Genomic DNA, 25488 nt, shown 5'->3' with positions numbered 1-25488 from the left:
TATGTCGCTGTCCGTTGCCCGGTCCTACGTCTTGTCAGGAGGGCCAGGGAACTTCGTAGTACGTGGTCCCCGAGGAGATGGTGACGAGATGCTGGTGCCTTCGCAGGCCACTCCGCAGCGTGTCGAAGTCAACGGGGTGGGCCTCAACGAAGACAGTCGGCCAGGTGAGGTCCGGGACCGGTTGATTGTTCAACGGGTTGCTGTCCTGCGACCATCCGACCTGAACCGTCGAGTCGCTCCCGGGTACGAGGTAGCTCAATCCCGGCATGGAGAGTAGTAGCCCGTCTTCGGTCTTGCCGTTCGCCGCGTAGTACCTCTCGACTTCCTCGATGGCCGAGGTGGTGGCCGGCACCAGCCCGGCAGCCTTGGCGCGCTTGTCGACCTCGCGCAGCACAGCTAGAAGGTCGCCGTCCGCCTCGAAGTACCTGATCTCGCTAAGACCGCAACTGAGGCGGTAGTCGTCGTGCGGCCATAGCCCATTGGTGGCTCCGGCATGGCAGACGTCGAGTGTCGACGTTGCGACCGGCCTGAGCGAAGACGCCCGGGCCACGGCGACGAGCACGCTGCTGATCTGCTCAGCGCTCGACGCGCTTGCCTGCCGGGTTGCGGCCGATTCCGCTTCCCGGCTGGCTTCCTCCCGCGTGGGCGCGTCTGACCCGCAGGCCGCCAGGGTGAGCAGCAGAAGTGCCGCCGTTGCCAACGTGACCAGGCGACGAGGAGTCATGGTTAAGAGGATGCTGGCTGGCTGCACGCGGAGGATGAGTTGCCGTACTCATCTCGCCGCGAGCAGTGCGCAGGTTGTTGAGAATGGCTAATTCGGCGCCATTCGGGCGGGACGACCTCGGCCTCCACAAACCACTGCCCGAAGATCGTCTGCGACCCGGCCCACGGCGGGCGGTACTCGCGGTCCGGGCCCCCGGTAGACGCCGTGCACCAGCAACCGCTGGCCACGGCCCAGGAGGAGCTCCTGCTCGCCGTCGACGGCGTCGAACGGCGGTACCCCCAGGTAGAGAGCCGGGGTGTCTCGGGGGTACGCGGATCAGCCACTGCACGTCCGCGGCGGCGAACTCGGCGGCGGCTCCGGGCTGATCGACGTGGACAGGTAGCCGGGGTCGGTGAGGATCTGCCCGGCCAGCCCGTGCGTGCCCTCGTCGTCGTGGCCCCGCTACTCAGCCGGACCTACGAAGGGTCCGAGCAGGCTCCTTGCCGCGCTGCGCTGCCTTCCGGACCGCTTGATTGGCCAATGTCGGGTCGAGGCCGGTGGCTCGGAGCAGCTCGCTGGCGGCGGTGCGCAGTTGGGTCACCACCGCGTCTGCGAATTCGTCGACTCTCTGGCTTCGAGCTTGGCCGGCCAAATGCACGGCGTCGCGGATCTTGTGGTGGGTTCTGTCCGATGGGCGCCCGGTACGGTGCTCATGGCGCAGGAGCTCGACCGCCTCGGCGAGTTGGTCGACGCTGGGTGACAGGTCGCGGGGAATCGGCTCCTTGTACTGCAGCGCAATCGCTGACCGGTGGGCCAATCCTCGGCTGTGTTCGACGACTCGATCCATGTGCGCGGCCGCGTGCGCGAAGCGTTCCACATCCTGGCGGCGTCGCCAGCGGGCCGGCGCCAGGCTGACCACCTCCTCGGCGCCGCTGATCGCCTCGTGCAGCCGGCCGAGGTCAGGTCCCATGTCGCGGAGCGCCTCCATCGCGCGAACCGCCCGGGGCTGATCGTGGGTCGCCAGCGCTGCGGCAACCTCCCTCAACTGGGCGGCGAGGCATCGGAAGATGGGGGCCGCGTCGCGGTCGAGGATCCGCATCGGGTTGATCGGCAGCAGCAACGCGACCACCACCAGACCGACGACACCGCCGACCAGTGTGTCGACGATCCGCGGCCATTCCAGGTCCTGCTGGGCCGGTGACAAGGTCGCCAGCAGCACCGCCGTACCGCCGGCCTGCCCGACAGCTGCCCCGCTGCGCCCGAACAGCATGAGCGTGGCAAGGATGGCGCATCCGACGACGAACCCGGTCTGCCAGAACCCGGTACCCAGAACCGCCAGCAGAAGGTCGCTGGTGGCAATACCCAGTCCGACCCCGAGGAGCAGCTCGACCGTGCGGCGGGCGCGCTGGCCGAGCGCGGCGACGATCGTGCCCACCGCAGCCGACGGCGCGAAAACCGGCGAGGGGTTGCCCAGCACATCGTGCCCGATCAACCAGGCCAGCGCCGCAGCGAGCCCTGCCTGCACCGAGATAACCACGGCGACTTCCAGCTGATGCAGCCGCGAGCGACCCGCCTGCCCACTTCGACCTCGAATTCGGGACGCCGTGACCTTCACCTGCTCAGCACCGCGATCAACCCGTGACCGAGCAACGCCTGACCAGCGATCATCAGGGTTCACCGAGCACTCGTACCCCGCATGCGCCGAGAGAATCCGACGAAGCGGAGGGACCGGAAGCAACCGCCGAAGCGAGCGCAGGGCGGCGGTCGAGGAGTCCAGCGCAACCACGGTGGGAACGTGTAGGTGAGGCTAGCCTGAATGCGAGGATCATGGGCTTATGTCGGCCGGCTGTGGACCGACGGTGAACCGTTCCTCGCTATCGACGCCATCGGTCGCGGCGAGTGGCGCGGTTGCAGCAACGACGACTTCGAACGGGTCGTCTTCAACACAGCACTGGACGGCACCGGCGAGTACTTTGTCCCGTTGTCGCCGGCACGCCCGGGCCCAGTACCGCTCGTCCACGGCGCACCGCGGCGAGAGCCTGACCGGGCCTGCTGATCCTGACCGCCAACGTCACTGCCTATCGGTTCACAACCCGCTGGTACACCGAGCTGAACAATGACAGCTGCTTCGCGCGCTGGCTCCTCATTCCTGCTCGGAACAATCCCTGACGGCAGGCGCCACTCGCGTCCGGTCGGCAGGCGCCGGCCGGGACGAGAGTGGGCCGCCTGGAATGGGCGCGCGGGTGCCACGGCAACGGGGCTCCCGGCCACGGCCGGAAGCCCGTCGCCTCGCTGGTGGGATCAGTAGACGGTTACGCCGTACGCGTTGACCGCCTCGCGTACCGGCTGGTAGAAGGTGGTGCCGCCGGACCGGCAGTCGCCGCTGCCGCCGGAGGTGATGCCGAGCGCCTTCGACCCGTCGTACAGCGGGCCGCCGGAGTCACCGGGCTCGGCGCACACGTTGGTCTGGATCATGCCGCTCACCTTGCCGCCGCCCTGGCCGATGTAGCGGACCGAGACGTTGAGCGCGGTGACCGTTCCGCTGCGGGTACCCGTGGTCGACCCGGTCCGCTTGACCGACTCCCCGACGTACGCGTCCGCCACGGAGAACCCGCCGGGGTGGCTCAGCGACGCGTTGTCGTAGCGGACCAGCGCGTAGTCGTTGCCCGGGTAGCTGGAGCCGACGGTCGCCCCGATGAGCGTGGTCTGGCTGGAGTTCGTGTACCAGGTGTTGGCCACGTCCCCGCAGTGCCCGGCGGTCAGGAAGTAGTAGGTGTTGCCGCTGACGACGTTGAAGCCGAGCGAGCAGCGGTAACCCCCGCCGTAGATGGCGTCACCGGCGGCCAGCAGCGGCCTGAAGACTCCGGAGGCGCGCTCGACCCGGACCGCGCCGGCCTTGTCGCCGGCGCTCTGCCTGATCTTCGCGATCTCGGCGCGGCTGACGGTGCTGTCGGCGACCACGACGACGCGGCCGGACGCGGCGTCCACGTGCCAGGCGATGCCCTCGACGCCCGACCTGTCCACCGCGTCGGTCACCTCGGCGAGTTGGCGGGGACTGTAGTCCTGGGGGGATGCCGACGCGGCGGTTGGCTGGGTAAAGGCGGCGGTAGCGATCATGCCGACGGCTACGGCCAGCAGTTGGGCGGATCGAGCGATGCGGCTGCGGGAGGGATTCCTTGTGATCCTCACTGTCTCTTCCTCCTACGGGAGCGATGGACCAGACGGGTGGTGGCCCGGTGAGTCGCCGCCACTGACGGTGGTCGGTGGCGGTATGACCTGAGTGGCCGGTGGGGGACGGGTGGAGGTCATGCCCGGTCGGTGGAAGCCGCTCATCCGGCTTCCTCATCGATAGGCGTTCATCCATGGCGCAGCGTTACGTGCGACACACACCACGTGCCGAAGAGGACTGCCACGGATCAGGACTCCGGGGTTCGCGACGCGGCGCGGTCGTACAGCATCGCAGCGCTGCTGCCCGCGCGGCCCGAGGCCGGGATGCGGGTCGTCGTGGCCGGACGCCCGGCCGAACTCCCCGCCGTTGTGCCCACCGGGCATCCCCTGCGCAACCGGGGTGTCGTCCGGGTCCTTGATCGGCCCGCGTTGGCGTACGTTCTCGCCGGGCTATTGCGACCGGTAACGCGCTTGCCTGGCGGCGGCCCCCTGGCCCACCAACCCCGCCGACCACCGCGTGAGATGTCGCGGCCCGCGAACCAGTGCCGAAGCTCCGCGCGGCGGGAGGGCCGCCGGGCCCTCTACAGGGCCCGGGGCCCGCATGTCCGGCAGCTCGTGACCGAGGTCATCCACGCTGCCTCGCACCGGGTGGCCGGCATCCCCGCACCCGACTGAACGCGGACGGCGACGTCTACTCGGAGGCGGTGGAGCGGTGTGTGCGGATGGAGCCAGGGTCATGACCATGCGCGCTGGGCGCGGCGCCATCGCTGCGGGGTGATGCCGTAGCGGTCGCGGAAGCGGCGGACGAGATAGGTGGCGTCGCGTAGGCCGGTTCGGGTTGCCACGGCGTCGAGCGGCAGGTCGGTCTCGCGCAGCATTCGCCGGACCTCGGTCATCCGCCGTTCGGTGATCCATTCCAGCAGGGGGCGGCCTGTGCGCCGGCGGAGCACGGTCGTGAGGTGCCCCGGAGTGTAGCCGAGCCTGCGGGCGACATCGGTGGCGGAGACCGGTTCGCGGAACGTCGCCTCGATCTCGGCGAAGACCCGCTCGACCAGTGGGTCCGGCGCGGCCGGAGCGCAGGGTGCCAGTCGCGCGGCCGCGACCAGAAGCCGGGTGAGCAGTGCGGCGATGGCGTCGCTGGCGCCGAGACGGTCTGGGTCGGCGAGTTCGTCGGCCAGGTCCGCCAGCCACGCCGACCAGTTCGCCTGGTCGGGCTCCGCGATCCGACCGTGGCCCGCGCTGACGGCGAACAGGGCGAGGAGGGGATGGTGCGCCCAGGCCAGTGGGGAGACCGAGGTCAGGGTAGGGACGGCGTCCGGGGTGAACGCGACCGACCACGCGCGACCGCGGGCGAGCTCGGCCGTGGCCGCGACGCCGATGACCTGTCCCGGCGACAGAGCGTGGACCTCGCCAGCGCGCAGCGGCCGTTCGACGCCGTCGACGGTGAACGAGCCCATGCCCTCCTCGACATAGACCAGGACGAGGAAGTCGTGGGCGTGCCGGTGGTCCGGCGGGAGCCTGGAGTGGGCGGCTTCGGTGTCGAAGCGGGTCACCGAGACAGGAGGCAGGCCGGGGCGCTGCCGGTAGCGGTAGATGGGCGTCCCGTCGGACCGTACCGTGCGTGCCCTCGACCGGACCCCCGGCGCGTCACCGACCGAAGAATGTCCCATGTTTGCCACGATAAATCCTGCTCGGCTACCGCAGGATATCCAAGACTGAGAGGTGGCGACACCGGTCGATCACGGGCCGCCGAGGCAGACCCGTCCCCGCACGCACAGGAGGCACCGATGGCACCGTCGACCCAGGTACGCATCATTGACCAGCGAACTCCGGAGGACCGGGACCGCCCGTTCCTGCCGGGCGCGGGAAGGACCTGGCTCCTTCCGTTCTACGACGTCTTCACCCGGGTGGCCGGCGTCCGCGCACTGCACGAACGTGTGGTCGAGCTCGCCGGCATCGAGCCCGGCCAGACGGTGGTCGACGTCGGCTGTGGCACGGGCAACCTCTCGTTCGCCGTGCTCGCGGCCCAGCCGAGCGCGCGGGTGACCGGCCTCGACCCGGACGGAGCCGCCCTGCGCCGGGCAGCGCGCAAGGCGCGCCGCCGTAGCGCCGCTCTCACCCTCGTTCAGGGATATGCCGACCGGATCCCCGCTGAGGACGCCTCGCTCGACCATGTTGTCTCGTCGTTGGCCTTGCACCACGTCGATGACGACGGTCGGATCGCGTTCGCGCGAGACGCGCTGCGGGCCCTTCGGCCGGGAGGAAGGGTCACGATCGTCGACTTCGGCGGCCCAGCCCACAAGGTCGAGGACGCCGGACACCCGACACACCGCCACGGCCACAGCCCTGTCCATGCCCTCCGGCGCCTGACCCGCCTCATGCCTCGCCGGGTGGCGGACAGCCCGGTCGTGGCCCGCAACCACGGCGATGGCATCGTCACGCTCCTGGCCGACGCCGGGTTCGGCGACGCCCGGGAGGTCGCGCACGCCGACCACAGGTTCGGCCGGGTCACCTTCGTGCAGGCGACCCACCCCGTGAACTGAACCGCCTACTGTGCGTGCCAGGTCGCGGCGAGCAGCTTGGTGGCGAGCTGGGGCGGTGCCGCGCGCAGCAGGGTGTCGCGCAGCCACGCGACGGCGCCGGTCTGCGAGGTCATCCGTGACTGCCGGGATGCCGCGGCCATCAGTCGACTGGTACGGGGCCGGCGTTCGGCGTCATAGCGGAGCAGTCGTTCGGGAATATCGGCCGGGTCGGCCTCGCTGAGGTGCCGAGTCAGCGCCGCCGCGTCCTCGAATGCCTGGCTGGCGCCCTGTCCGAGATCGGGGGTCATCGCGTGGGCGGCGTCGCCGAGTAGCGCGATACGGCCGACCGCGAACGACGGCAGCGGAGTGGCGAGGCGCGCGATGGCGTCGACGTGGACAGCGGCGAGCGGCGTCGCCCTGATCAGCGCCGGAACCGCCGGGTGCCAGTCGGCCAGCAGAGCCAGTACCTGTTGGCGCGCGTCGTGCGCGGAGGGCCGCGCTTCGAGCAGCGCGGTGTCGGTGAACCAGTACAGCTCGCGCTCACCGACCGGGAACAGTCCGAACATGGCGCCGGTCCGGCGGTCGACCATGATGCTGGCCAGCAGGTCGGTGACGTCGAGCCCCGACGGCGTGGGCAGCATGCCGCGCAGGTCCAACCGGCCGACCTGCCGTACTCCGGGATGGGCGGGAAAGAGTTGACGCCGCAGGCTGCTACCGATGCCATCGGCCACGACCACCGCATCCGCCGTGGTCACCGGCTGGCCGTGGCTGACGACGACCACTCCGGACGGATCGGGCTCCAGCCGTTGTACCGGCGCGGCGGTGTGCACCAGGTGGGCGGGCAGCGGTGCACGCAGTGCCCGGTGCAGCTCCGCTCGGCTCACCACGTGGGCGGTGCCGACCGTTCGTTCGGCGTGGACCGCGTCGGTCACCAGCAGCGGCCGTCCGCGCCAGTCGCGCAACCCGCCGGTGGTGGCCCGCATCGCCTGGCCGCGCACGTAGTCACCCAGGCCGAGAGCATCCAGCGCCCGGACTCCGTTGGGCATGAGCACCACGCCGGTGCCCGCCTCGCGAAGCTCGGCACCGCGCTCGTACAGCGACACCTCGTGTCCCTGTCGATGCAGCCCGACCGCCACGGACACCCCGCCCAGGCCGCCGCCGACCACCACGACTCGCATGTGCCCACCTCACTACGATCGTACTAGTACGCCCGTAGTCCTATCATGGTGGAGTGCCGCCGACCAACCCCGCCCGTCGCCAAGCGCTCACCGACGGCGCCATCGACCTGCTCGCCGCGTCCGGAGTTCACGGCGTGACCCACCGGGCCGTCGAGAACGCCGCTGCGCTGCCCCCGGGAACGGCGTCGAACTACTTCCCCAGCCGCGAGGCGCTCCTGGTCGCCACCGCGCGCCGCATCGTCGAGCTGCACCACGCCGACATGGACCGGACCGCCCGACACCACCACACCGACACGGCGACCCCGCCGACCCACGCGAGCCTCGCCGACCGACTGGCGGCCCTGCTGACCGACGCGCTGCTCACCGCGGCCACCACGCTTCGGACCCGGTACCGAGCGATCTACGAACTCCAGCTGGAGGCGGTACGCCGGCCGGCCCTCGCCTCCGCTCTCGCCGGACTTCAGGACAGCTCGATCGGTCTGACGGCCGACCACCACGGCGCCCTCGGCCTGCCCATCCCCGCCGAGGCCGTGCCGACGCTGGTCACTCTCTACGGTGGCGCGCTGTTCGTCCTGGTCACCACGCCGGTCGACCTCGTCAACAGGCAGCTCGTCGAGCCGCTCGCCCGCGCCATCGTGCGCGGCGCGCTGCCCGATCCGGGCGGCTCAACGACCCAGTGAGCTGACCGAACCGCCCGGCGACGCTCGGGCCACCTGGGCCTGCGACGGCAGTGACCACCCGCTCCGACCTGTCATACAGCTATTCATGCTGGTGGGAGTCTCGCCGCCATCGCCGCCGGGTAACAGCGTGGCGCTTGTCGATCGACCGGACAGCGGAACACGCGCACCCCGTCGACGAGGCCGAACTCGATCTCTCGACGCTGGCGTGATCCGGCCGGGCGTCTTTTCGCCAGGTCAGGGCTGGTGACAACGTCCGCCGGGTCCGTGATGCTTCATTCAGCGCGGCGGAAACCACCGGAGATCCGCCGAGCAGACCCCCCGAACATCAGGCAGCGGTACAGCCGTGGAAAGGACATCGATATATGTAAGTAAGTCTATGTGTCGAATGGCCGGTCCCTTGCCGGTCGACCCGTACCAGCAGACCCATCCCGAACTGATCGAAACCCCGGAAAGGACCCAGGAGCAGATGTTGATGCGACGCTCAACCACCAGGACGACGAACAGCCGCGCCGCCGCCAGCGACAACTTCGTCACCGGCCCACCGCAAACCCCACGCGCCGTGCGACGACGGTTCGGCCGCACCGTACTGATCTCCCTGCTCGCCATGGCGAGCGGCGTCGGCCTGATGGCGCCGCCCGCGACCGCCGCCACGACGCGGCAGCAGATCGTCAGCGTGGCCACCAACCAGCTCGGCGGCACCGGCTGCAACCCGGGCTACTACAACAGCTGCGGCATCGAATGGTGTGCGGAGTTCGCCCGCTGGGTGTGGCGCACCGCCGGCGTCTCCGACGTGAGTGGCCTCGATTCGTGGGCGCAGTCGTTCAAGACGTACGGAATCGGGCGCGGGCTCTACCACTCGCGGTCCAGCGGGTACGTGCCGCAGCCCGGCGACGCCATCGTGTTCGACTGGGACCACGCCTCCGGCGACGGCCACCCGATCGACCACGTCGCCATCGTCACCAGTGCCACCAGCACCCAGGTCAACACGATCGGCGGCAACCAGGGCAACTCGAACAACTACTCCAGCAAGGTCAGCCGGGCCAGCTACTCACGCACCAACACCGACATCGACGGGTACGTGTCGCCCGCGGGCGTGGGCAGTGGCACCCCGGTCGACGAGCGCAACGTCGGCCACAGCGTGACGGGCGACTCGTTCGCGGATCTGATCGGCACCAAGGCCGACGGCACCATGCTGCTGTACGCGAACAACTTCGTCCGCGACGACGGCGTGCCGTACGGCAGCTCCCGGCAGATCGGCAGCGGCTGGGGCAGCTTCAACCAGGTCGTGAACGCCGACGTCACCGGTGACGGCTACACCGACCTGGTTGCCCGCAAGACCGACGGCACCCTGTGGCTCTACCCGAACAACATCGAGCGCGACAACGGCGTGCCGTACAGCAGCCCGGACGCCCGGCAGATCGGCAGCGGCTGGGGCGGCTTCGACCGGATCATCGGCGCCGACGCCACCGGTGACGGGTTCACCGACCTGGTTGCCCGCAAGACCGACGGCACCCTGTGGCTCTACCCGAACAACTTCGTCCGCGACGGCGGCGTGCCCTACAGCGGCTCGACGGCCCGGCAGATCGGCCACGGCTGGAGCGGCTTCAACACCCTGGTCGGCGCTGACGTGACCGGTGACGGGTTCACCGACCTGGTGGCCCGCAAGACCGACGGGACGCTGTGGTTGTACCCGAACAACTTCGTCCGCGACAACGGCGTGCCCTACGGCAGCGCCAGCCAGATCGGCAGCGGCTGGGGCGGCTTCAACCACGTCGTCGGCGCCGACGTGACCGGCGACGGCTACACCGACCTGGTGGCCCGCAAGACCGACGGGACGCTGTGGCTGTACCCGAACAACATCGAGCGCGACAACGGCGTGCCGTACAGCAGCCCGGACGCCCGGCAGATCGGCAGCGGCTGGGGCGGTTTCACCGACATCATCTGACCCCGTGACCTGATGGCGCGCCCGGCCTGGCCGGGCGCGCCGCGTCGCGTCGCGTACGGCGAGCGACGCCCGGCCCCCGGTAGCGCCAGGTGAGCGCGACCGGGGGCGACGTCGGTGCGCTGGCGCCCCGCGTTGTCCTGTTGCGAGACGGTCACTCGGTCCGGGTGCGGAGGCTCCGCGTCAGGGTGGGGATCATCACCGCCGCGGGGACGAGGTGCAGCCCGAGCAGGGCGGTGGTGGTCGCGGCGTCGGCCCCGGAGAGGAGGGGCGGAATCAACGAGATCACCGTCAGCGCCACTGCCGTCCACACGAATCGGTCGGCGGGGCGGGCGCTCCACCGGAGAAGGGCGGCGGCGATGACCACGCCCACGACCGAGAAGAAGCCGGTCACCACGGCGAACCCGCCCAACGGGATCGCCTCGCCACCATCGGGGATCTCGAAGTCGACGCCGACGGCCCGGGCGAGCGCGGCGGCGAGGGTGGTGGTCACCATCGCGGCGAGCGTGGCGACGAGGCCGGTACCGACGAGCCCGCGGAATCGGTAAGTGCGGCGGGTCCGGCCCGATGCCGGGCCCGCGACGGTGTCATTCATGCTGTTCATGGCTGTTCCTCCATCTAACTGGCGCACAGGCTGTGTTGACTGACCGGTGACGGTCCTGGGCGTGACGATGCGTACCGTCGCCGTGCGTCGGCCGGGGTTGCGCAGGGCGCGGACGCCGGTGCCGCGGAGCCAGAAGGCGGCGTCGGTGCCGAGGACCGGGCCGGGCTGGCCGTCGCGCAGCTCCAGCTGCACCCGCCCGCGGGTGACGACGCCGAACGCGTCGTGCCACTCCGTTGCAACCACCGCGACACGCGCGCCACCACGCAGCGCGAGCGTCCGCACGGGAGCTACTCCGTGCCGTCCGCCGACAGGCGCTCCGGCAGCCCGAGCCGCGGGAACTGGTCGTCGTGGAAGATGGTGATCTCGGTGATCGCCCCGCCGGTGATGCGCAGGACGTCGATGGTCAGCGGCAGGTACGCCTGCTCCTGCTCCCGCCAGTGGTAGTAGGCGACGGCGGGCTGCCGGTTCACGGCGGTGGGGACGGCGCGCAGACCCGTCATGCCCTCGAAGCCGTCCTCGATCCAGCTGGTCACCACCGCGTCGCGGCCGACCTGCAGGCCCGGCGTGGGCGGCATCGAGCACCGGACGTCGTCCCGCAGCATCGCGGTGATCGCCGGGATGTCCGTGGCCACACTGGCCTCGGTGAATCGGCGTACCAGGTCGCGCGTCCCGGCGTCCTCCTCGCCACCGGTCCAGTCCTGCCGCTCGGCGGGCAGGTGCTCCCGCATGCCGGCGCGGGCCCGCTGCAGCGCGCTGTTCACCGAGTTGACGGAGTCCCCGAGGAGCTCCGCGACGTCCTTCGCCGGCCAGCCGAGCACGTCCCGCAGGATCAGCACGGCCCGCGGACGCGGCGCGAGGTGCTGGACCGCGACCAGGTACGCCAGCTCGATCGTCTCCCGCGCGACGGCGACGGCCTCCGGCTCGTCCGCGTCGCCCGCGGGCAGTTCGTCGAGCAGCCGGTCCGGGTAGGGCTGCAGCCACCGCACCTCGCCGCCGGTCGCCGGCTCCGGGCGGCGCTTGGTGAGCAGGTCCAGACAGGCGTTGGTGGCGATCCGGTACAGCCAGGCCCGGAACGTCGACCGCCCCGCGAAGGTCTCCCGACGCCGCCAGGCACGCAGGAACGTCTCCTGCACGGCGTCCTCGGCGTCCTCGAACGACCCGAGCATCCGGTAGCAGTGCACGTGCAGCTCCCGCCGGTGCCGCTCGGCCAGCCCCGAGAACGCCGGCTCGTCGACCTCGCCCAGACCGCCCACGCCCAGCCCGTTCTCGCCCAGACCGCTCACGCCCAGTTCCTCCAGCCGCGTGTCCGCACCCATCACGTCATCCTTCCGCCTCGTCGTGTTCCGTCGTAGGTGTGACGGCTGCGGACGCGACAACTCATCACCAGGGTCGGTCGGCAGGGCTGATCCGGTGGCGGACCCGGGTGGCGGAGCGCGATGCGAGGATCGCCGGAGCGGGCGCGGGCGCGCGACCGCCTGGCGGTGGGGGAGTGGGGCGTGGGGCGATGCCGCGGCGCCGTCCGTCACCCGCTGGCGGGGAAGGGCGGCGGACGGCCCGGGCGCGGCCGCTCGGTGTTCCGACAGGGCGCTGAAGGCCAGCCAGCCGTAGCGGCAGATTGTTCCACGCCAGCGAGCTGGTCGTACCGATCAGGACTGGACGGCGCGTGCCAGGCTGGCGCGGACGGGTGCGTAGTGGTCGGCGATGGCGGCCCGCAGGGCCGCCGGGTCGCCGGCGGAGATCGCGTCGACGATCGCCCGGTGCCGCTGGGCGGTGATCACGCGGTCCTCCGGGTCGGTGCGCAGGGTGGGGGCCACGATGGCCTGCACCTGCCAGAACGCCTCGGTGAGCTGGAGGATCAGGTCGTTGCCCAGGGGTTCCATCAGCTTCAGGTGGAACTCCCGGTCGACCTCGAGGAAGTCCTTGTCCTGGGCGGCGAGGTCGGCCATCTGGTCGGCGAGCGCGGCGAGGCCGGCGAGGTGTCCGGCGTCGAGGACGTCGATGATGTCGGCGGCGAGGCCCTGCTCGAGGGTCTGCCGGACGTCCACCACCTGACCCAGCACCCGGTGGTCCTCCTCGCCGCTGAGCAGGCCGCGGAAGGCCAGGCTCTCCACCAGGGCGTTCAGCGACATCCGGCCGACGAAGGTGCCGTGACCGTGCCGCACCTCGACGATGTCGAGCGCGGAGAGGATCTTGACCGCCTCGCGGACGCTGGAGCGGCTGGCGCCGACGGCCTCGCACAGTTCCGTCTCGGTGGGGAGCAGGTCCCCAGGCTTCAGGCGATTGCGCAGGATGTACTCCTTGATCCCGGTCACCACCTCCTGGCGGCGGGGACCCGGGCGCTCCTGCCCGCGTAGCGGGCTCGCGTCAATCGTCGTCATCTGCCCCTTGCCCTTCCTTCACGGATCTGTCACGCTCAGCCTACCGGCATCAGACGTCAGACGTCAGACCCATACCCCATAAAACCTCTACCCCCCGCAGCGCCGAGCGGACCCGCGGAGCGCATGCAGAGCCTATGGAGGCATTTACGTGAGCACCACCGACAAGCCGACGAGGCGACGCCTCGGCCCCGTGCGCCGCGGCCGCGCCCTGACCCTGACCGCGGCCGCGACCACCCTGGCGCTCGGGCTGGCGGCGTGCAGCGGCGGCCCGGCCTCGACGAACGCGGTCGAGGGCGGCAAGGGCAAGACGATCGAGGCCACGATGGCCTTCACCCTGTCCAGCGGGTTCGACCCCGCGAACGCGTCCTCGGCGGTCGCGACGGCGGTCAACCAGCACATCTTCGAAGCTCTCGTCGACCTCGACCCGATCACCCGCGAGCCGTACCTGGCGCTGGCCAAGGCCGACCCGGTGGCCAGCGGCGACGGACTGACGTACACGGTGTCCCTGCGCGACGGCGCCAAGTTCTCCGACGGCTCCCCGGTCACCGCCGAGGACGTCGCCTGGTCCTTCACCCGGGTGCTGAAGCCGGCCGACCCCGCGGCCCCGCCGCTGATGCAGGGGTTCATCCCGTTCATCGAGGCGGTCACCGCGAAGGACGCCACCACCGCCGAGTTCAAGCTGAAGTACCCGTTCGCGCTCTTCGCCGAGCGCATCTCGGTCGTCAAGATCGTGCCGAAGGCGAAGACCGGCGACGCGGCCGCCGCGAAGGCCTTCGACACGGCGCCGATCGGTTCCGGGCCCTTCAAGATGGACAGCGCGTCCAAGGAGTCCGGCATCAAGCTGAGCAGGAACGACACCTACAATGGCCCTCGTCCCGCCACCGCCGACGCGATGACCTGGAACACCACCACCGAGGCCGCGGCCCGGGTGTCGGATCTGCAGGGCGGCCGGGTCCAGGCCATCGAGTCGGTGCCGTACCTGAACGTCGACTCGCTCAAGGGCAAGTACACCGTCGACGTGAAGCAGGCATTCAACCAGGTCTTCCTCATGTTCAACACGCAGGCGGCGCCGTTCAACGACAAGCGGGTGCGCCAGGCCCTGCACTACGCCATCGACAAGGACGCGGTCATCAAGACGGCGCTCAACGGCTACGGCAGCCCGGCGACCAGCTACCTCGACGAGGGCAACAAGGACTACCAGAAGGCCGCCACCGTCTACGACTACAACCTGGACAAGGCCAAGGCCCTGCTCGCCGAAGCCGGCGTCAGCAACCTGTCGATCCAGCTCGACACCACCGACAGCTCGATCGTGAAGGACGTCGCCCCGCTGGTCGTCGAGCAGTGGAAGAAGATCGGCGTCAACGCCAGCCTCAACACCGTGCCGTCCGCGGCGATCTACGGCGACGTCGTCCCGAAGGACACCTTCCGGGTGCTGATGGCCACCGGCGACCCCAGCGTCTTCGGCGTCGACACCGACCTGCTGATGCGCTGGTTCTACTACGGCGAGACCTGGCCGGGTAAGCGCTACCGCTGGAGCGACGCCGACCGCAAGGCCATGGCCGCCCTGCTCGACCAGGCGGCCCAGACCTCCGACGAGGCGGCCCGCAAGGCGCTGTGGAAGCAGGCCCTGGACAAGGTGGCCGACGAGGTTCCGCTCTACCCGATCCTGCACACCAAGGTCGTCACCGCGTACGACCCCGGCAAGCTCACCGGCTTCTCGGGCGCCGCGACCACCGGCCTGTACTTCCTGGGCGCCAGCCGCAACGGCTGAGCCTGCGCTCGGGGGCACCGGACCCCCGTCCACCGCGTCCCGCCCCGCCCGCGTGATCCGTGGGGCCGGGCGGGACGCCCCGGCGCCCCGCCACGAGAGAGAGAACCATGCTGACCGTCCTGAGCCTGGTCGCGCGACGATTGCTGACCCTGGTCCCGCTGGTGCTGGGCATCACGCTGTTCGTCTTCGTGATCATGCAGTTCTCCCCGATCGACCCCGCGCTGTCCGTCCTCGGTGACCAGGCGACGCCGGCGCAGATCGAGGCGTTCAAGGCCGCCAACGGCCTCAACGACCCGCTGCCGCTGCGCTACCTGCACTTCCTGGGCGACCTGGCCCGCGGCGACCTGGGCATGACCTTCCCGCCGTCGGTGCCGGTGGCCGACAAGATCGCCACCGCCCTGCCGCTGACCATCCAGCTGACCGCCCTGGGTGTGCTCGGCGCCCTGGTCATCGCGCTGGCCCTGGGCATCCTCGCCGCCCTGTACCGGGACCGCTGGCCCGACCAGGTCATCCGGTTCGTCTCCATGGCCGGCATCGCCACGCCGTCGTTCTGGCTGGCCCTGCTGCTCATCCAGGAGCTGGCGGTCCGCCGCCCGATCCTGCCGACCGGTGGCTACGTCAACCCCGCCGACTCGGTCAGCCTCTGGCTGCAGTCGCTCGCCCTGCCCGCGCTCGCGCTCGCCGTGCCGGTCGGGTGCTCACTCGCCCGGATCGTCCGCACCTCGATGGTCGAGGAACTGGACAAGGACTACGTCCGCACGGCGGTCGGCGCCGGACTGCCGCCCCGGGTGGTGATCGGCCGCAACGTGCTGCGCAACGCGCTGGTCAACCCGCTCACCGCGCTGGGCCTGCGGATCGGCTACCTGATCGGCGGCACGGTCGTCATCGAGGCCATCTTCTCGCTGCCCGGGATGGGCACCCAGATCATGAGCGCGGTGCAGCAGAACGACACCGCCCTCGCCCAGGGCACCGTGCTGACGATCGCGCTCGGCTTCGTCCTGGTGAACCTGGTGGTCGACATCCTCTACCTCTTCGCCAACCCTCGACTGCGCGGAGGCCACTGATGCGCCGCACCCTCACCGCCCGGCTCTCCCGCCCTGGCATCGCCTTCACCCGGCTCGGCGTACCGGCCCGGTTCGCGCTCGGCTTCGTCCTGCTCATCGTCCTGGTGGGCCTGCTCGCCCCGCTGCTGATCCGGCACGACCCCGCCCAGGCCGGGCTCGGCGCGGCGACGACCGGCCCGAACGGCGACTTCTGGTTCGGCCTGGACAAGCTCGGGCGGGACGTCTTCTCCCGGCTGGTGGCCGGCACCCGGCGGTCGCTGATCGTCGGCGCCGGCGCGGCCGGCCTCGCCCTGCTGGTCGGCGGGATCCTCGGCGCGCTGGCGGGCAGCAGCCGGACCGCCGTCGACGAGGTGATCATGCGCTGCCTCGACGTCGTCATGGCCTTCCCGGCCATCGTGCTCTCCGCCCTGCTGATCATCTCGTTCGGCAAGAACAGCCTGCTCGTCCTCGTGGTCGCGATCGGTTTCGTGTTCACCCCGTCGGTCGCCCGCATCGTCCGGGCCAACGTGCTGTCGCAGTACCGCGAGGACTACGTGGCGGCCGAACGGATCATCGGCGCCCGGCGTCCGCACATCCTCTGGCGGCACGTGCTGCGCAACTGCGCCGCCCCGGTGCTCGTCTTCGTCACCGTCATGGTCGCCGACGCCATCGTCTTCGAGGCGTCGCTGTCCTTCATCGGCGGCGGGCTGGCCCCGCAGGAGGCGGAGTCCTCGTGGGGCTCGGTGATCGCCTTCGGCAAGGAGATGGTGCAGATCGGCGGCTGGTGGGCCACGTTCTTCCCCGGCCTGCTGATCCTGCTGACCGTGCTGGCCCTGAACGTGCTCTCCGAAGGGATCTCCGACGCCTGGGCCGCACCGGCGGCCCGCCGCGCCACCACCACGTCGGCCGGTGACCCGCTGGAGCAGCCGCGGCCCGGCACCGGCGAGACCGTGCGCCTGCCCGGTCTCGCGGAGGCGGCGCAGCGGCTGCGCGAGCGGGCCCGTCCCCTCCCGCAGGGCCAGCCCGTGCTCGAGGTCAGGAACCTGTCGATCGGCTTCGACGGCCGCCACCAGGGCGTCGACATCGTCGACGGCCTCTCCTTCGACGTCCGCCCCGGCGAGGTCGTCGGCCTGGTGGGGGAGTCCGGCTCCGGCAAGTCGCTGACCTCGCTCGCCGTGATGGGGCTGCTGCCGCAGGGCGCCCGGGTACGCGGGGAGATCCGCTTCCAGGGCACGGACCTGCTGACCCTGGCCGCCAAGCGGCGCCGTGCCCTGATGGGGCGGGAGATCGCCATGGTCTACCAGGACGCCCTGTCCGCGTTGAACCCCGCGCTGCGGGTCGGGACGCAACTGGCGCAGATGATCCGCCGCGGCGGCACCCGGTCGGCCGAGGAACTGATGCGGCTGGTGGGCCTGGACCCGCAGCGCACCCTGGCGGCGTACCCGCACGAGCTGTCCGGCGGGCAGCGGCAACGCGTGGTGATCGCGATGGCGCTGTCCCGGGACCCGCGCCTGATCATCGCCGACGAGCCGACCACCGCGCTCGACGTCACCGTCCAGGCGCAGGTGATGGAGCTGCTGCTGCGGCTGCGGGAGCAGCTGGGCTTCGCCCTGATCCTGGTCAGCCACGACCTCGCGCTGGTCAGCGACATCTCCGACCGCGTGGTCGTCATGTACGGCGGGCAGATCGTCGAGACCGGCGTCACCGCCGACGTGATCGAGGCGCCCGCGCACCACTACGCCCGCGGGCTCCTCGGGTCCGTCCTCTCCCTGGAGGCCGGCGCGGAGCGGCTCACCCAGATTCGCGGCGTGGTGCCGTCGCCGGCCGACTTCCCGCGCGGCTGCCGGTTCGCCGACCGCTGTCCCGCGGCGACCCAGGTCTGCCACGACACGGCACCGAGCCTGGCGGGCACCACCGCCCACGGCTACGCCTGCCACCACCCGGCCGTCACCGTCAGCGAGAAGGAGCTGGCCCGATGAGCGCGACAGCCGTCCGCCAGCCGATCGTCGAGCTGCGCGATGTGCACGTGGTCCACCGCACCCGCGGCGGCGGCATGTTCAGCCGCGAGCGGGTGTACGCCCTCACCGGGGCGGACCTGACCGTCCGCGCCGGCGAGACCGTCGGCATCGTCGGCGAGTCCGGCTGCGGCAAGTCCACCCTGGCGAAGGTGCTGGTCGGGCTGCAACGCCCGACCAGCGGCGCGGTCACCTTCGCCGGCAAGGACGTGTGGTCGATGAGCGCCGCAAAACGCCGCCAGCACATCGGCGCCGGCGTCGGCATGATCTTCCAGGACCCGGCCACGTCGCTGAACCGGCGGATGCCGGTACGCGACATCCTGCGCGACCCGCTCGACGTGCACCGCCGGGGCACCCGGGCGCAGCGGGAAGCGCGGGTCGCCGAGCTGATGGCCCTGGTGGGCCTGCCCCGCTCGGTCGCCGACGTCCTGCCGAGCCAGCTCTCCGGCGGGCAACGCCAGCGGGTGTCCATCGCCCGCGCCCTGGCCCTGGAGCCGGGACTGGTCATCGCCGACGAGCCCACCAGCGCCCTTGACGTCTCGGTACGGGCCCAGATCCTCAACCTGCTGCTGGACCTCAAGGACCGGCTCGGGTTGGCCATGGTCCTGGTCTCTCACGACATCCAGACCGTCAAGCGGATCAGCGACCGCGTCGTCACGATGTACCTCGGCCGGATCGTGGAGCAGGCGCCGGCCGCCCTGCTGCCCGAGGGGGTCCAGCACCCGTACACCCGGGCACTGCTGTCGGCCACGCCGGGCCTGCTCTCGCCCATCGACCCCATCCCACTGGTCGGCCCGGTCCCGTCGGCCACCCGACCGCCCAGCGGATGCCCGTTCCGGACCCGCTGCTGGAAGGCCACCGACCGGTGCGCCACCGAGATGCCGCCGGCCGAGCGCAGCGACGCCGACGGCACGGCCCACGAGTTCCGGTGCTACCACCCGGTCCCAGCCGGGACCAGCAACGCCGAGCTGGTCGAACTCGCCAGCGCGGCAACCGGACGCACCACCCCTCTACCTGCCCAGGAGACAGCGTGACCAGCCCAGCCCCGCGGTTCGCCGGAGTCGTGCCGCCGACCGTCACCCCCCTGACCGACCAGGGCGAGGTCGACGTCACCTCCCTCGAGCGGCTCGTCGAGCGGCTGCTCGACGCCGGCGTCGACGGCATCTTCGCCCTCGGCAGCTCGGGCGAGACCGTCTTCCTCACCGACCGGCAGCGGGACCGGGCGCTGGAGGTCATCGTGAAGACCGTCGGCGGCGCCGTACCCGTCCTCGCCGGCTGCATCGAACCGACCACCCGCCGGGTCCTCGATCGGGCGGAGGCGTCGACCCGGCTGGGCGCCGACGGGCTGGTCGCGACCGCCCCCTTCTACGCCATCGTCGGCCCGCACGAGATCGAGCGGCACTTCCGGTCGCTCGCCGCCGGGGTGGAGCTTCCCCTGCTCGCGTACGACATCCCGGTCTGCGTGCACAGCAAGCTCTCCACCGACCTGCTGACCCGGCTGGCCGCGGAGGGGATCCTCGCCGGCGTCAAGGACTCCAGCGGCGACGACGTCGCCTTCCGCCAGCTGGCGCTGTCCATCGCGGAACACGCGCCGGACACCGACTTCAGCCTGCTGACCGGGCACGAGGTGGTGGTCGACGCGATGATGCTGGCCGGCGCCGCCGGCTCGGTACCCGGGCTGGGCAATGTGGACCCGGCCGGCTACGTACGGCTGCACCGGGCCTGCACCGGCGGCGACTGGGCGGCGGCCCGCCGCGAGCAGGACCGCCTCACCCGGCTGTTCCGCATCGTCGACGCCGCCGACCCGGCCACCTCGGCCGGCGCGACCCGGGGGGTCGGCGCGTTCAAGACCGCCCTTAACCTGCTCGGCGTCATCGCCAGCAACGCGGTGTCGCTGCCGCTGCGCCCGCTCGACGCCGAGGAGGCCGCCCGGGTGCGTACCCAGCTGGAACTGGCGGGGCTGCTCTGACCATGCCCGAGGCACGCAATCACGCCGAGGCGGTGACCGCGCTCGACATCGGCGGCACCAAGACGGCGGCCGCCATCGTGACCAGGCGGGGCGAGATCCTCGACCGGGTCACCGCCGCCACCCCGGGCCGGGCCGGCGCGTCCGCCGTGCTGGACACCGCCGCCGGCCTCGTCGAGCAGCTGCGGGCGAGGTCGGCGGGGACGCCGGTCCGGGCGCTCGGGGTCGGCAGCGCCGGGGTGATCGACCACCGCAGCGGCCGGGTGCTCTCGGCCACCGACGTGCTGACCGGCTGGGCCGGCACCGACCTGCGTGGCACCCTGCGCCGGCGGTTGGGGCTGCCCGTCACGGTCATCAACGACGTGCACGCCCACGCCCTCGGCGAGGCGCGTCACGGCGTCGCGGCCGGGCGCGACACGGTGCTCTACGTCGCCGTCGGCACCGGCGTCGGCGCCTCGTTCGTCGTCGGCGGCACCGTGCTCGCCGGCGCCCACTCGGCGGCCGGGCACGCCGGCCACCAACCCTCCCCGTACGCCGGGTCGCTGCCCTGCACGTGCGGGGGACAGGGCCACCTGGAGGCGATCGCCGCCGGTCCCGGCCTCGCCGGCGAGTACGCCCGGCGTACCGGCCGGCCGGTCGACGACCTGCGATCGGTGGCCGCGCGTGCCGAGGACGGCGACGATACCGCCCGCGACGTGGTCGCGCTGGGCGGAGCCGCCGTCGGCTCGGCGGTCGGCGGGCTGGTCAACCTGCTCGACCCGCACGCCGTCGTGGTCGGCGGCGGCGTCACCGGCCTCGGCGCGCCGTGGTGGCAGGCGCTGCGGGACGCGGTACGGCGGGAGACCCTGCCCAGCCTGGCCGACGTGCCCGTGCTGGCCTCGGCCCTCGGGTCGGACGCCCCGCTGCTCGGCGCCGCCTCGCTCGCCTGGGAGGTCCTCGCGTGAACCCGCTGGTCGAACAGTTGCGCCACCGCCTGGTCGTGTCGTGCCAGGCGTACCCCGGTGAGCCGATGCGCGACCCGGACACCATGCGCCGGGTGGCGCTCGCGGTCGCCCGGGGCGGCGCCGCCGGCATCCGCGCCCAGGGCCTGGCGGACATCGCGGCGATCCGGGACGCGGTCGACCTCCCGCTGATCGGGCTCTGGAAGGACGGCGACGACGACGTCTTCATCACCCCCACGCTCGACCACGCGCTGGCCGTCGCCCGCGCCGGCGCGCACGTCGTCGCGCTCGACGGCACCGCCCGGCCACGACCCGACGGCCGAACCCTCGGCGAGACCGTCGCCGCCGTCAAGGAGCGGACCGGAGCCCTGGTGATGGCCGACTGCTCCACCCTGGAGGAGGGGGTCGGCGCTGCCGCGGCGGGCGCCGACCTGGTCGGCACCACCCTGGCCGGCTACACGGCGTACACCAGCAAGCAGCCCGGCCCGGACCTGGACCTGGTCGCGCGGCTCGCCACCGCGATCGACGTGCCGGTGGTCGCGGAGGGCCGGATCCACCGCCCGGAGCAGGCCGCGCAGGCGCTGCGCGCCGGCGCGTGGACGGTGGTGGTGGGCACGGCGATCACCCACCCCACCACCATCACCGGCTGGTTCGCCTCGGCCGTCGCCGAGGCCCGGTAGCGGACCGGCCCACCGGCGCGCCCCACCACGACGACAACCGACGATCCTGCTGACCGGAGGCCACGCGGTGCCCCTGACCGATCTCACCCTCGCCGACTGCTGGGCGTACCGGCCCGACCTGGACGTTCCCGCGGACCTGGACGCCTTCTGGGCGCGGACCCTGGCCGCCGACGAACCCGGACCGGCGGCCTACGAGCCCGTCGACACCGGGCTCGTCCAGGTCCGCACCTTCGACGTCACCGTGCCCGGCTACGGCGGCGAGCCCGTGCGCGGCTGGCTGCACCTGCCCGCGAACGCCGACGGACCGCTGTCGTGCGTGGTCGAGTACCTCGGCTACGGCCGGGGCCGTGGCCTGCCCCACGAGAAGCTGTTCTGGGCCGCGGCCGGCTACGCGCACCTGATCATGGACAGTCGCGGCCAGGGCTGGAGTGCCGCGTCCGGCAGCACCGCCGACCCGCACCCGTACCCGGCGGGCACCGTGCCCGGATTCCTCACCCGCGGCGTCACCGACCCGGAGACCTGCTACTACCGCCGGCTGATCACCGACGCGGTACGGTTCGCCCGCGCCGCCCGGGAGCATCCCGCCGTCGACGCCGACCGGGTCGCCGTCACCGGCATCAGCCAGGGCGGCGGCCTGGCGCTGGCGGTGGCCGCGCTGGATCCGGGCGTGGCGGCGGTCATGCCGGACGTGCCCTTCCTGTGCGACATCCGGCGCGGCGTGCAGGTCGCCGGTCGCGGCCCGTACGGCGAGGTCACCGAATACCTCAAACTGCACCGCGACCGGGGCGAACAGGTGTTCCGCACGCTGTCCTACGTCGACGCCGCCGTGCTCGCGCCCCGGGCGACCGCGCCCGCGCTGTTCTCCATCGCGATGCTGGATCAGGTCTGCCCGCCCTCGACCTGCTTCGTCGCCTACCACCGGTACGGCGGCGAGAAGGAGCTGCGGGTGTACGAGTTCAACGACCACGAAGGCGGCGAAGCCGCGCACCAGCTCGAACAGCTCGCCTGGCTGAACAAGCTCCTCGGCTCGGGAACCCGCTGAGTTCCGGCTGTCCAGGTCCGCTGCCGCGACCCCCGACCGGTACGAGCCCTGTTGTGCAGCTGCTGGCCACCGCTCATCGAGGGGGGCGCGGCTGTCCTCCTCGATGAGCGGCATCCAGGCCGGCAGGGCCTATCGTCTGCTGCCGGCTCGACGGCCCAGCCTCACTTCAGGTGCCGGGCGAAGAACCGGTTCCCGTCGTCCCCCTCGAACCCCGGGACGCCGGTGTGCCCGCCCATGTTGGCGTGCAGCGTCTTCTCCGCGGAGCCGAAGGCGTCGAACAGGTCCAGGGCCAGCTGTCGGTCGTTTCCTTCGTCGTCCCACTGCAGCAGGACCTGCAACGGAATGGTGACCTGCCGGGCCTCCTCGAACATGGCGCGGGGCACGTAACTCCCGGCGAACAGAAGGGCGGCCGAGATGCGCGGCTCGACCACCGCCAGCCGGACGCCGATGGCGATCACCCCGCCCGCGTACCCGACCGGGCCGCCGATCTCGGGCAGCGACAGGAGGGCATCCAGGGCGGCCCGCCATTCCGGGACCGCCTTCTCGACCAACGGGAGGACGAGCCGGCCGACGATCTCGTCGTCGACCGGCTCGCCGGCCTCCAAGGCCCGGTGCAGATCAGCGCGGGCCTCCTCGGCGGCCGCGGAACGGGGCCGATCACCGCTCCCGGGCAGCTCGATGGTGGCCGCGGCGAAGCCCTCCGCCGCGCAGTGCCGGGCCCGAGCCACCAGTCGGGGGTACATCCTGTGCAGTCCGCCGGGGTGGCCGAGCAGGATCAGCGGGGCCGGTGCGGATGCGGATCCGGGCGTCCACAGGATGCCGGGGATCTCGCCGAGGGTGAATTCGCGCTCGAGGACGCCGTCGTCGAGGCGCTGTTCGGAAGTGAATCGCACGGTCGTGCCTTTCGGGAGTGCTCGTGAACGGCGCTCCCGGACGACCTATCGCCCGACCGTGACCCCGGAGGGGAGCACCCACGTCGATACGTTCACGGGTACCACCTCCTCGATCTCTCGCACGGTCGCCGAAGGCTAACAGTGGCCGCCGTGGTCCGCCACCGGCTTTCGCTCAGGCTCGGGTTGGCCGGACGCCACGGAGCCGCCCACTCGACGTCGCCAGCCGAGGTCACGGTGTGGGTGTCGGCGCCGCCGCCGGGATCGCCGGCACCCTTGCCCCCACGGTGGGCCGTAGCTTACCTTCGCATTTACTGCAATCACTTGCAGAAATCCTTCAGCGCACTCCCGCACGTGGAGGCTTCCAGTGACAAAACGAGCACTAGCCGTCCTCACCGCCATCGTCCTGACGCTCAGCATGGCCACCGCCGCGAAGGCCGACCCGGAAGCGGAGCCCACCCAGCAGTGGCGCAGCTACTGGGTCGACGCGTTCAACGAGGGCATCTACACCCCGGCACAGGTCACCCGGCTTGTGCAGGACGCCAAGAAGATCAACGCCAACGCCCTGATCGTCCAGATCGCCCGCCGCTACGACTGCTTCTGCAACCGGGCGCTCTACCCGCGGACCGACGCGGCGATCGCCCCACTGCCGTACGACCCGCTCGACGAGATGATCGCGCAGGGACACGCGGCGGGCCTGGAGGTGCACGCCTGGGTCAACGTCAACACGATGTGGAATTCGGCCACCCCGCACTCCTCGCCCGAGCACGTCTTCAACAAGCACGGCCGGTCCGCCACCGGCGCCGACCGCTGGCTCAACAAGCGGTACGACGGCCAGGAACTCATGGGCAACAACGCCTACATGGACCCGGCCAACCCGGCCGCGGTCAACTACATCGTCTCGGCGATCCAGAGCATCGTGCGGGAGTACGACGTCGACGGCATCAACCTCGACTACGTGCGCTACCCGGACTTCAACTCCACCACCACGCACAGCGACTGGGGCTACAGCGAGACCTCGCTGGCCCGCTTCCGCGCCGCCACCGGCCGCACCGACACGCCGCTGCCCGCCGACCCGCAGTTCTCGGACTGGCGGCGCAACCAGATGACCAACCTGGTCCGCAAGATCTACCTCGGCATGTGGCAGGTGGACCCGCGGGCCCGCCTGTCGATGGACGGCATCACCTACAGCTACGGGCCGCAGACCATGGGCGGCTGGGAGCAGACCCGGCCCTACGCCGAGGTGCTGCAGGACTGGAAGGGCTGGCTGGCCGAGGGGATCATGGACACCGTCGTGGCCATGAACTACAAGCGCAACTGGATGCCCGACCAGAAGCAGATGTACGACGAGTGGACCGAGGTGCTCGCCGACTGGCAGGGCGACCGGCAGGCGGTGATCGGCCCGGCCCTGTACCTCAACGACATCCCCGACAGCCTCGAGCAGGTACGCACGGCGCTCGCCCCCACCGCGGCGGGCAACACCGCCGCCGGCTGGAGCGGATACTCGTACGCTAACCCGACCCGCGCCGGCGTCAATCAGCCGCTGGCCGTCCGTAACGCGGAGCGGGACAAACTGGCCGAGGCGTTGACGACCGGGCCGGACGCCCCGTTCGCCGACAAGCCGGCGGTGCCGGTGATGCCGTGGAAGGCGACCCCCGCCGAGGGGCACGTCTCGGGCCGCGTCGCGCTGCACACCGGCGCGCCGCTGGACCAGGCCACCGTCACCCTGCGGCCGCTGACCACCGGCGGTGCGCCGATCACCCGGGCCACCGACGGCGACGGCTGGTTCGGCTTCGTGCACCTGCGTCCGGGGACCTACCTGGTGCAGGTCGACCTGCCCAATCGCGTCGTCGGCCAGCCGATCGCGGTCGCCCAGGTGCGCGCCGGGGCGATCTCCACGGTGGACCTGACCCGCCTCATCCAGTTGTAGCCGGACCGGGGTCCCGCCCGTCCGGCGATCGGACG

General features: G+C 71.6%; 21 protein-coding genes. 12 read left to right on the top strand and 9 right to left on the bottom strand.

The genetic code is table 11. The annotated features are described in order from the left end of the window. Window positions 1–34 precede the first annotated feature (34 nt). The 4 genes from GA0070609_RS13655 to GA0070609_RS13635 form a co-directional block, all read right to left on the bottom strand. The gene (locus GA0070609_RS13655; protein ID WP_157748137.1) at window positions 35–724 is read right to left on the bottom strand and encodes a hypothetical protein; all 690 of its coding nucleotides are present in this window, start codon (window positions 722–724) and stop codon (window positions 35–37) included. Between the two features lie 445 nt (window positions 725–1169). Then, complete coding sequence (locus GA0070609_RS13650) at window positions 1170–2240, bottom strand: FUSC family protein (RefSeq protein WP_231928721.1); 1071 nt, start codon at window positions 2238–2240, stop codon at window positions 1170–1172. Between the two features lie 764 nt (window positions 2241–3004). Next, window positions 3005–3820 (bottom strand): S1 family peptidase, encoded by an 816-nt coding sequence (locus GA0070609_RS13640; protein WP_088994164.1) that lies wholly within the window; start codon window positions 3818–3820, stop codon window positions 3005–3007. Between the two features lie 785 nt (window positions 3821–4605). Then, window positions 4606–5424: an AraC family transcriptional regulator gene (locus GA0070609_RS13635; protein WP_197700272.1), complete on the bottom strand. Its 819-nt coding sequence runs from the start codon at window positions 5422–5424 to the stop codon at window positions 4606–4608. A gap of 234 nt (window positions 5425–5658) precedes the next feature. Between GA0070609_RS13635 and GA0070609_RS13630 the strand changes: the two genes are divergently transcribed. Next, window positions 5659–6414, top strand: coding sequence for a class I SAM-dependent methyltransferase (locus GA0070609_RS13630; RefSeq protein ID WP_088994162.1), 756 nt, complete (start codon window positions 5659–5661; stop codon window positions 6412–6414). A 5-nt stretch (window positions 6415–6419) separates the two neighbouring features. Here GA0070609_RS13630 and GA0070609_RS13625 read toward each other — a convergent pair whose 3' ends face one another. Beyond that, complete coding sequence (locus GA0070609_RS13625; RefSeq protein ID WP_088994161.1) at window positions 6420–7571, bottom strand: FAD-dependent monooxygenase; 1152 nt, start codon at window positions 7569–7571, stop codon at window positions 6420–6422. Window positions 7572–7624: 53 nt separating this feature from the next. Here GA0070609_RS13625 and GA0070609_RS13620 point away from each other — a divergent pair, with 53 nt between their 5' ends. Continuing rightward, entirely contained in the window at window positions 7625–8251 is a 627-nt protein-coding gene (locus GA0070609_RS13620) for a TetR/AcrR family transcriptional regulator (RefSeq protein ID WP_088994160.1), read from the top strand. Between the two features lie 472 nt (window positions 8252–8723). Beyond that, window positions 8724–10196 carry an FG-GAP-like repeat-containing protein gene (locus tag GA0070609_RS13615; RefSeq protein ID WP_172899335.1) on the top strand — a complete coding sequence of 491 codons (1473 nt, stop codon included), beginning with the start codon at window positions 8724–8726 and terminating at the stop codon, window positions 10194–10196. Between the two features lie 151 nt (window positions 10197–10347). Here GA0070609_RS13615 and GA0070609_RS13610 read toward each other — a convergent pair whose 3' ends face one another. The 3 genes from GA0070609_RS13610 to GA0070609_RS13600 form a co-directional block, all read right to left on the bottom strand. Next, complete coding sequence (locus GA0070609_RS13610; RefSeq protein WP_231928717.1) at window positions 10348–11040, bottom strand: DUF6069 family protein; 693 nt, start codon at window positions 11038–11040, stop codon at window positions 10348–10350. Between the two features lie 44 nt (window positions 11041–11084). Further along, window positions 11085–12113, bottom strand: a complete 1029-nt coding sequence (locus tag GA0070609_RS13605; RefSeq protein WP_088994157.1) for an RNA polymerase subunit sigma-70 — start codon at window positions 12111–12113, stop codon at window positions 11085–11087. A 330-nt stretch (window positions 12114–12443) separates the two neighbouring features. Then, on the bottom strand, window positions 12444–13175 hold the full coding sequence (locus GA0070609_RS13600) for a FadR/GntR family transcriptional regulator (RefSeq protein WP_088994156.1): 732 nt from the start codon (window positions 13173–13175) through the stop codon (window positions 12444–12446). A 148-nt stretch (window positions 13176–13323) separates the two neighbouring features. Here GA0070609_RS13600 and GA0070609_RS13595 point away from each other — a divergent pair, with 148 nt between their 5' ends. The 8 genes from GA0070609_RS13595 to GA0070609_RS13560 all read left to right on the top strand — a co-directional run bounded on the left by GA0070609_RS13595 (window position 13324) and on the right by GA0070609_RS13560 (window position 22633). Continuing rightward, on the top strand, window positions 13324–14946 hold the full coding sequence (locus GA0070609_RS13595; protein ID WP_088994155.1) for an ABC transporter substrate-binding protein: 1623 nt from the start codon (window positions 13324–13326) through the stop codon (window positions 14944–14946). 107 nt (window positions 14947–15053) lie between these two features. Next, the gene (locus GA0070609_RS13590) at window positions 15054–16010 is read left to right on the top strand and encodes an ABC transporter permease (RefSeq protein ID WP_088994154.1); all 957 of its coding nucleotides are present in this window, start codon (window positions 15054–15056) and stop codon (window positions 16008–16010) included. Next, window positions 16010–17968, top strand: coding sequence for a dipeptide/oligopeptide/nickel ABC transporter permease/ATP-binding protein (locus GA0070609_RS13585; RefSeq protein WP_088994153.1), 1959 nt, complete (start codon window positions 16010–16012; stop codon window positions 17966–17968). Before GA0070609_RS13590 ends, GA0070609_RS13585 begins: the two co-directional genes overlap by 1 nt. Further along, window positions 17965–19038 (top strand): oligopeptide/dipeptide ABC transporter ATP-binding protein, encoded by a 1074-nt coding sequence (locus GA0070609_RS13580; protein WP_088994152.1) that lies wholly within the window; start codon window positions 17965–17967, stop codon window positions 19036–19038. The genes GA0070609_RS13585 and GA0070609_RS13580 overlap by 4 nt, the downstream gene beginning before the upstream one ends. Then, window positions 19035–19973, top strand: a complete 939-nt coding sequence (locus tag GA0070609_RS13575) for a dihydrodipicolinate synthase family protein (protein WP_088994151.1) — start codon at window positions 19035–19037, stop codon at window positions 19971–19973. Before GA0070609_RS13580 ends, GA0070609_RS13575 begins: the two co-directional genes overlap by 4 nt. 2 nt (window positions 19974–19975) lie before the next feature. Then, entirely contained in the window at window positions 19976–20914 is a 939-nt protein-coding gene (locus GA0070609_RS13570) for an ROK family protein (RefSeq protein ID WP_088994150.1), read from the top strand. Continuing rightward, window positions 20911–21591: an N-acetylmannosamine-6-phosphate 2-epimerase gene (locus GA0070609_RS13565; RefSeq protein WP_088994149.1), complete on the top strand. Its 681-nt coding sequence runs from the start codon at window positions 20911–20913 to the stop codon at window positions 21589–21591. The genes GA0070609_RS13570 and GA0070609_RS13565 overlap by 4 nt, the downstream gene beginning before the upstream one ends. Window positions 21592–21658: 67 nt before the next feature. Beyond that, a complete protein-coding gene (locus GA0070609_RS13560) occupies window positions 21659–22633 on the top strand; it encodes an acetylxylan esterase (RefSeq protein WP_088994148.1) in 975 nt (324 codons plus the stop codon). A gap of 161 nt (window positions 22634–22794) precedes the next feature. Here the strand turns inward: GA0070609_RS13560 and GA0070609_RS13555 are convergent, their stop codons facing one another. Continuing rightward, window positions 22795–23526, bottom strand: coding sequence for an alpha/beta hydrolase (locus tag GA0070609_RS13555; protein WP_088994147.1), 732 nt, complete (start codon window positions 23524–23526; stop codon window positions 22795–22797). 364 nt (window positions 23527–23890) lie between these two features. Here GA0070609_RS13555 and GA0070609_RS13550 point away from each other — a divergent pair, with 364 nt between their 5' ends. After that, a complete protein-coding gene (locus tag GA0070609_RS13550) occupies window positions 23891–25453 on the top strand; it encodes a family 10 glycosylhydrolase (protein ID WP_231928714.1) in 1563 nt (520 codons plus the stop codon). Window positions 25454–25488: the final 35 nt, after the last annotated feature.

The organism is Micromonospora echinaurantiaca, assembly GCF_900090235.1.
Taxonomy (GTDB): Bacteria; Actinomycetota; Actinomycetes; order Mycobacteriales; family Micromonosporaceae; genus Micromonospora; species Micromonospora echinaurantiaca.
The sequence above is the reverse complement of the archived record's forward strand: the minus strand, read 5'-3'. Positions and strand labels throughout refer to the sequence as shown.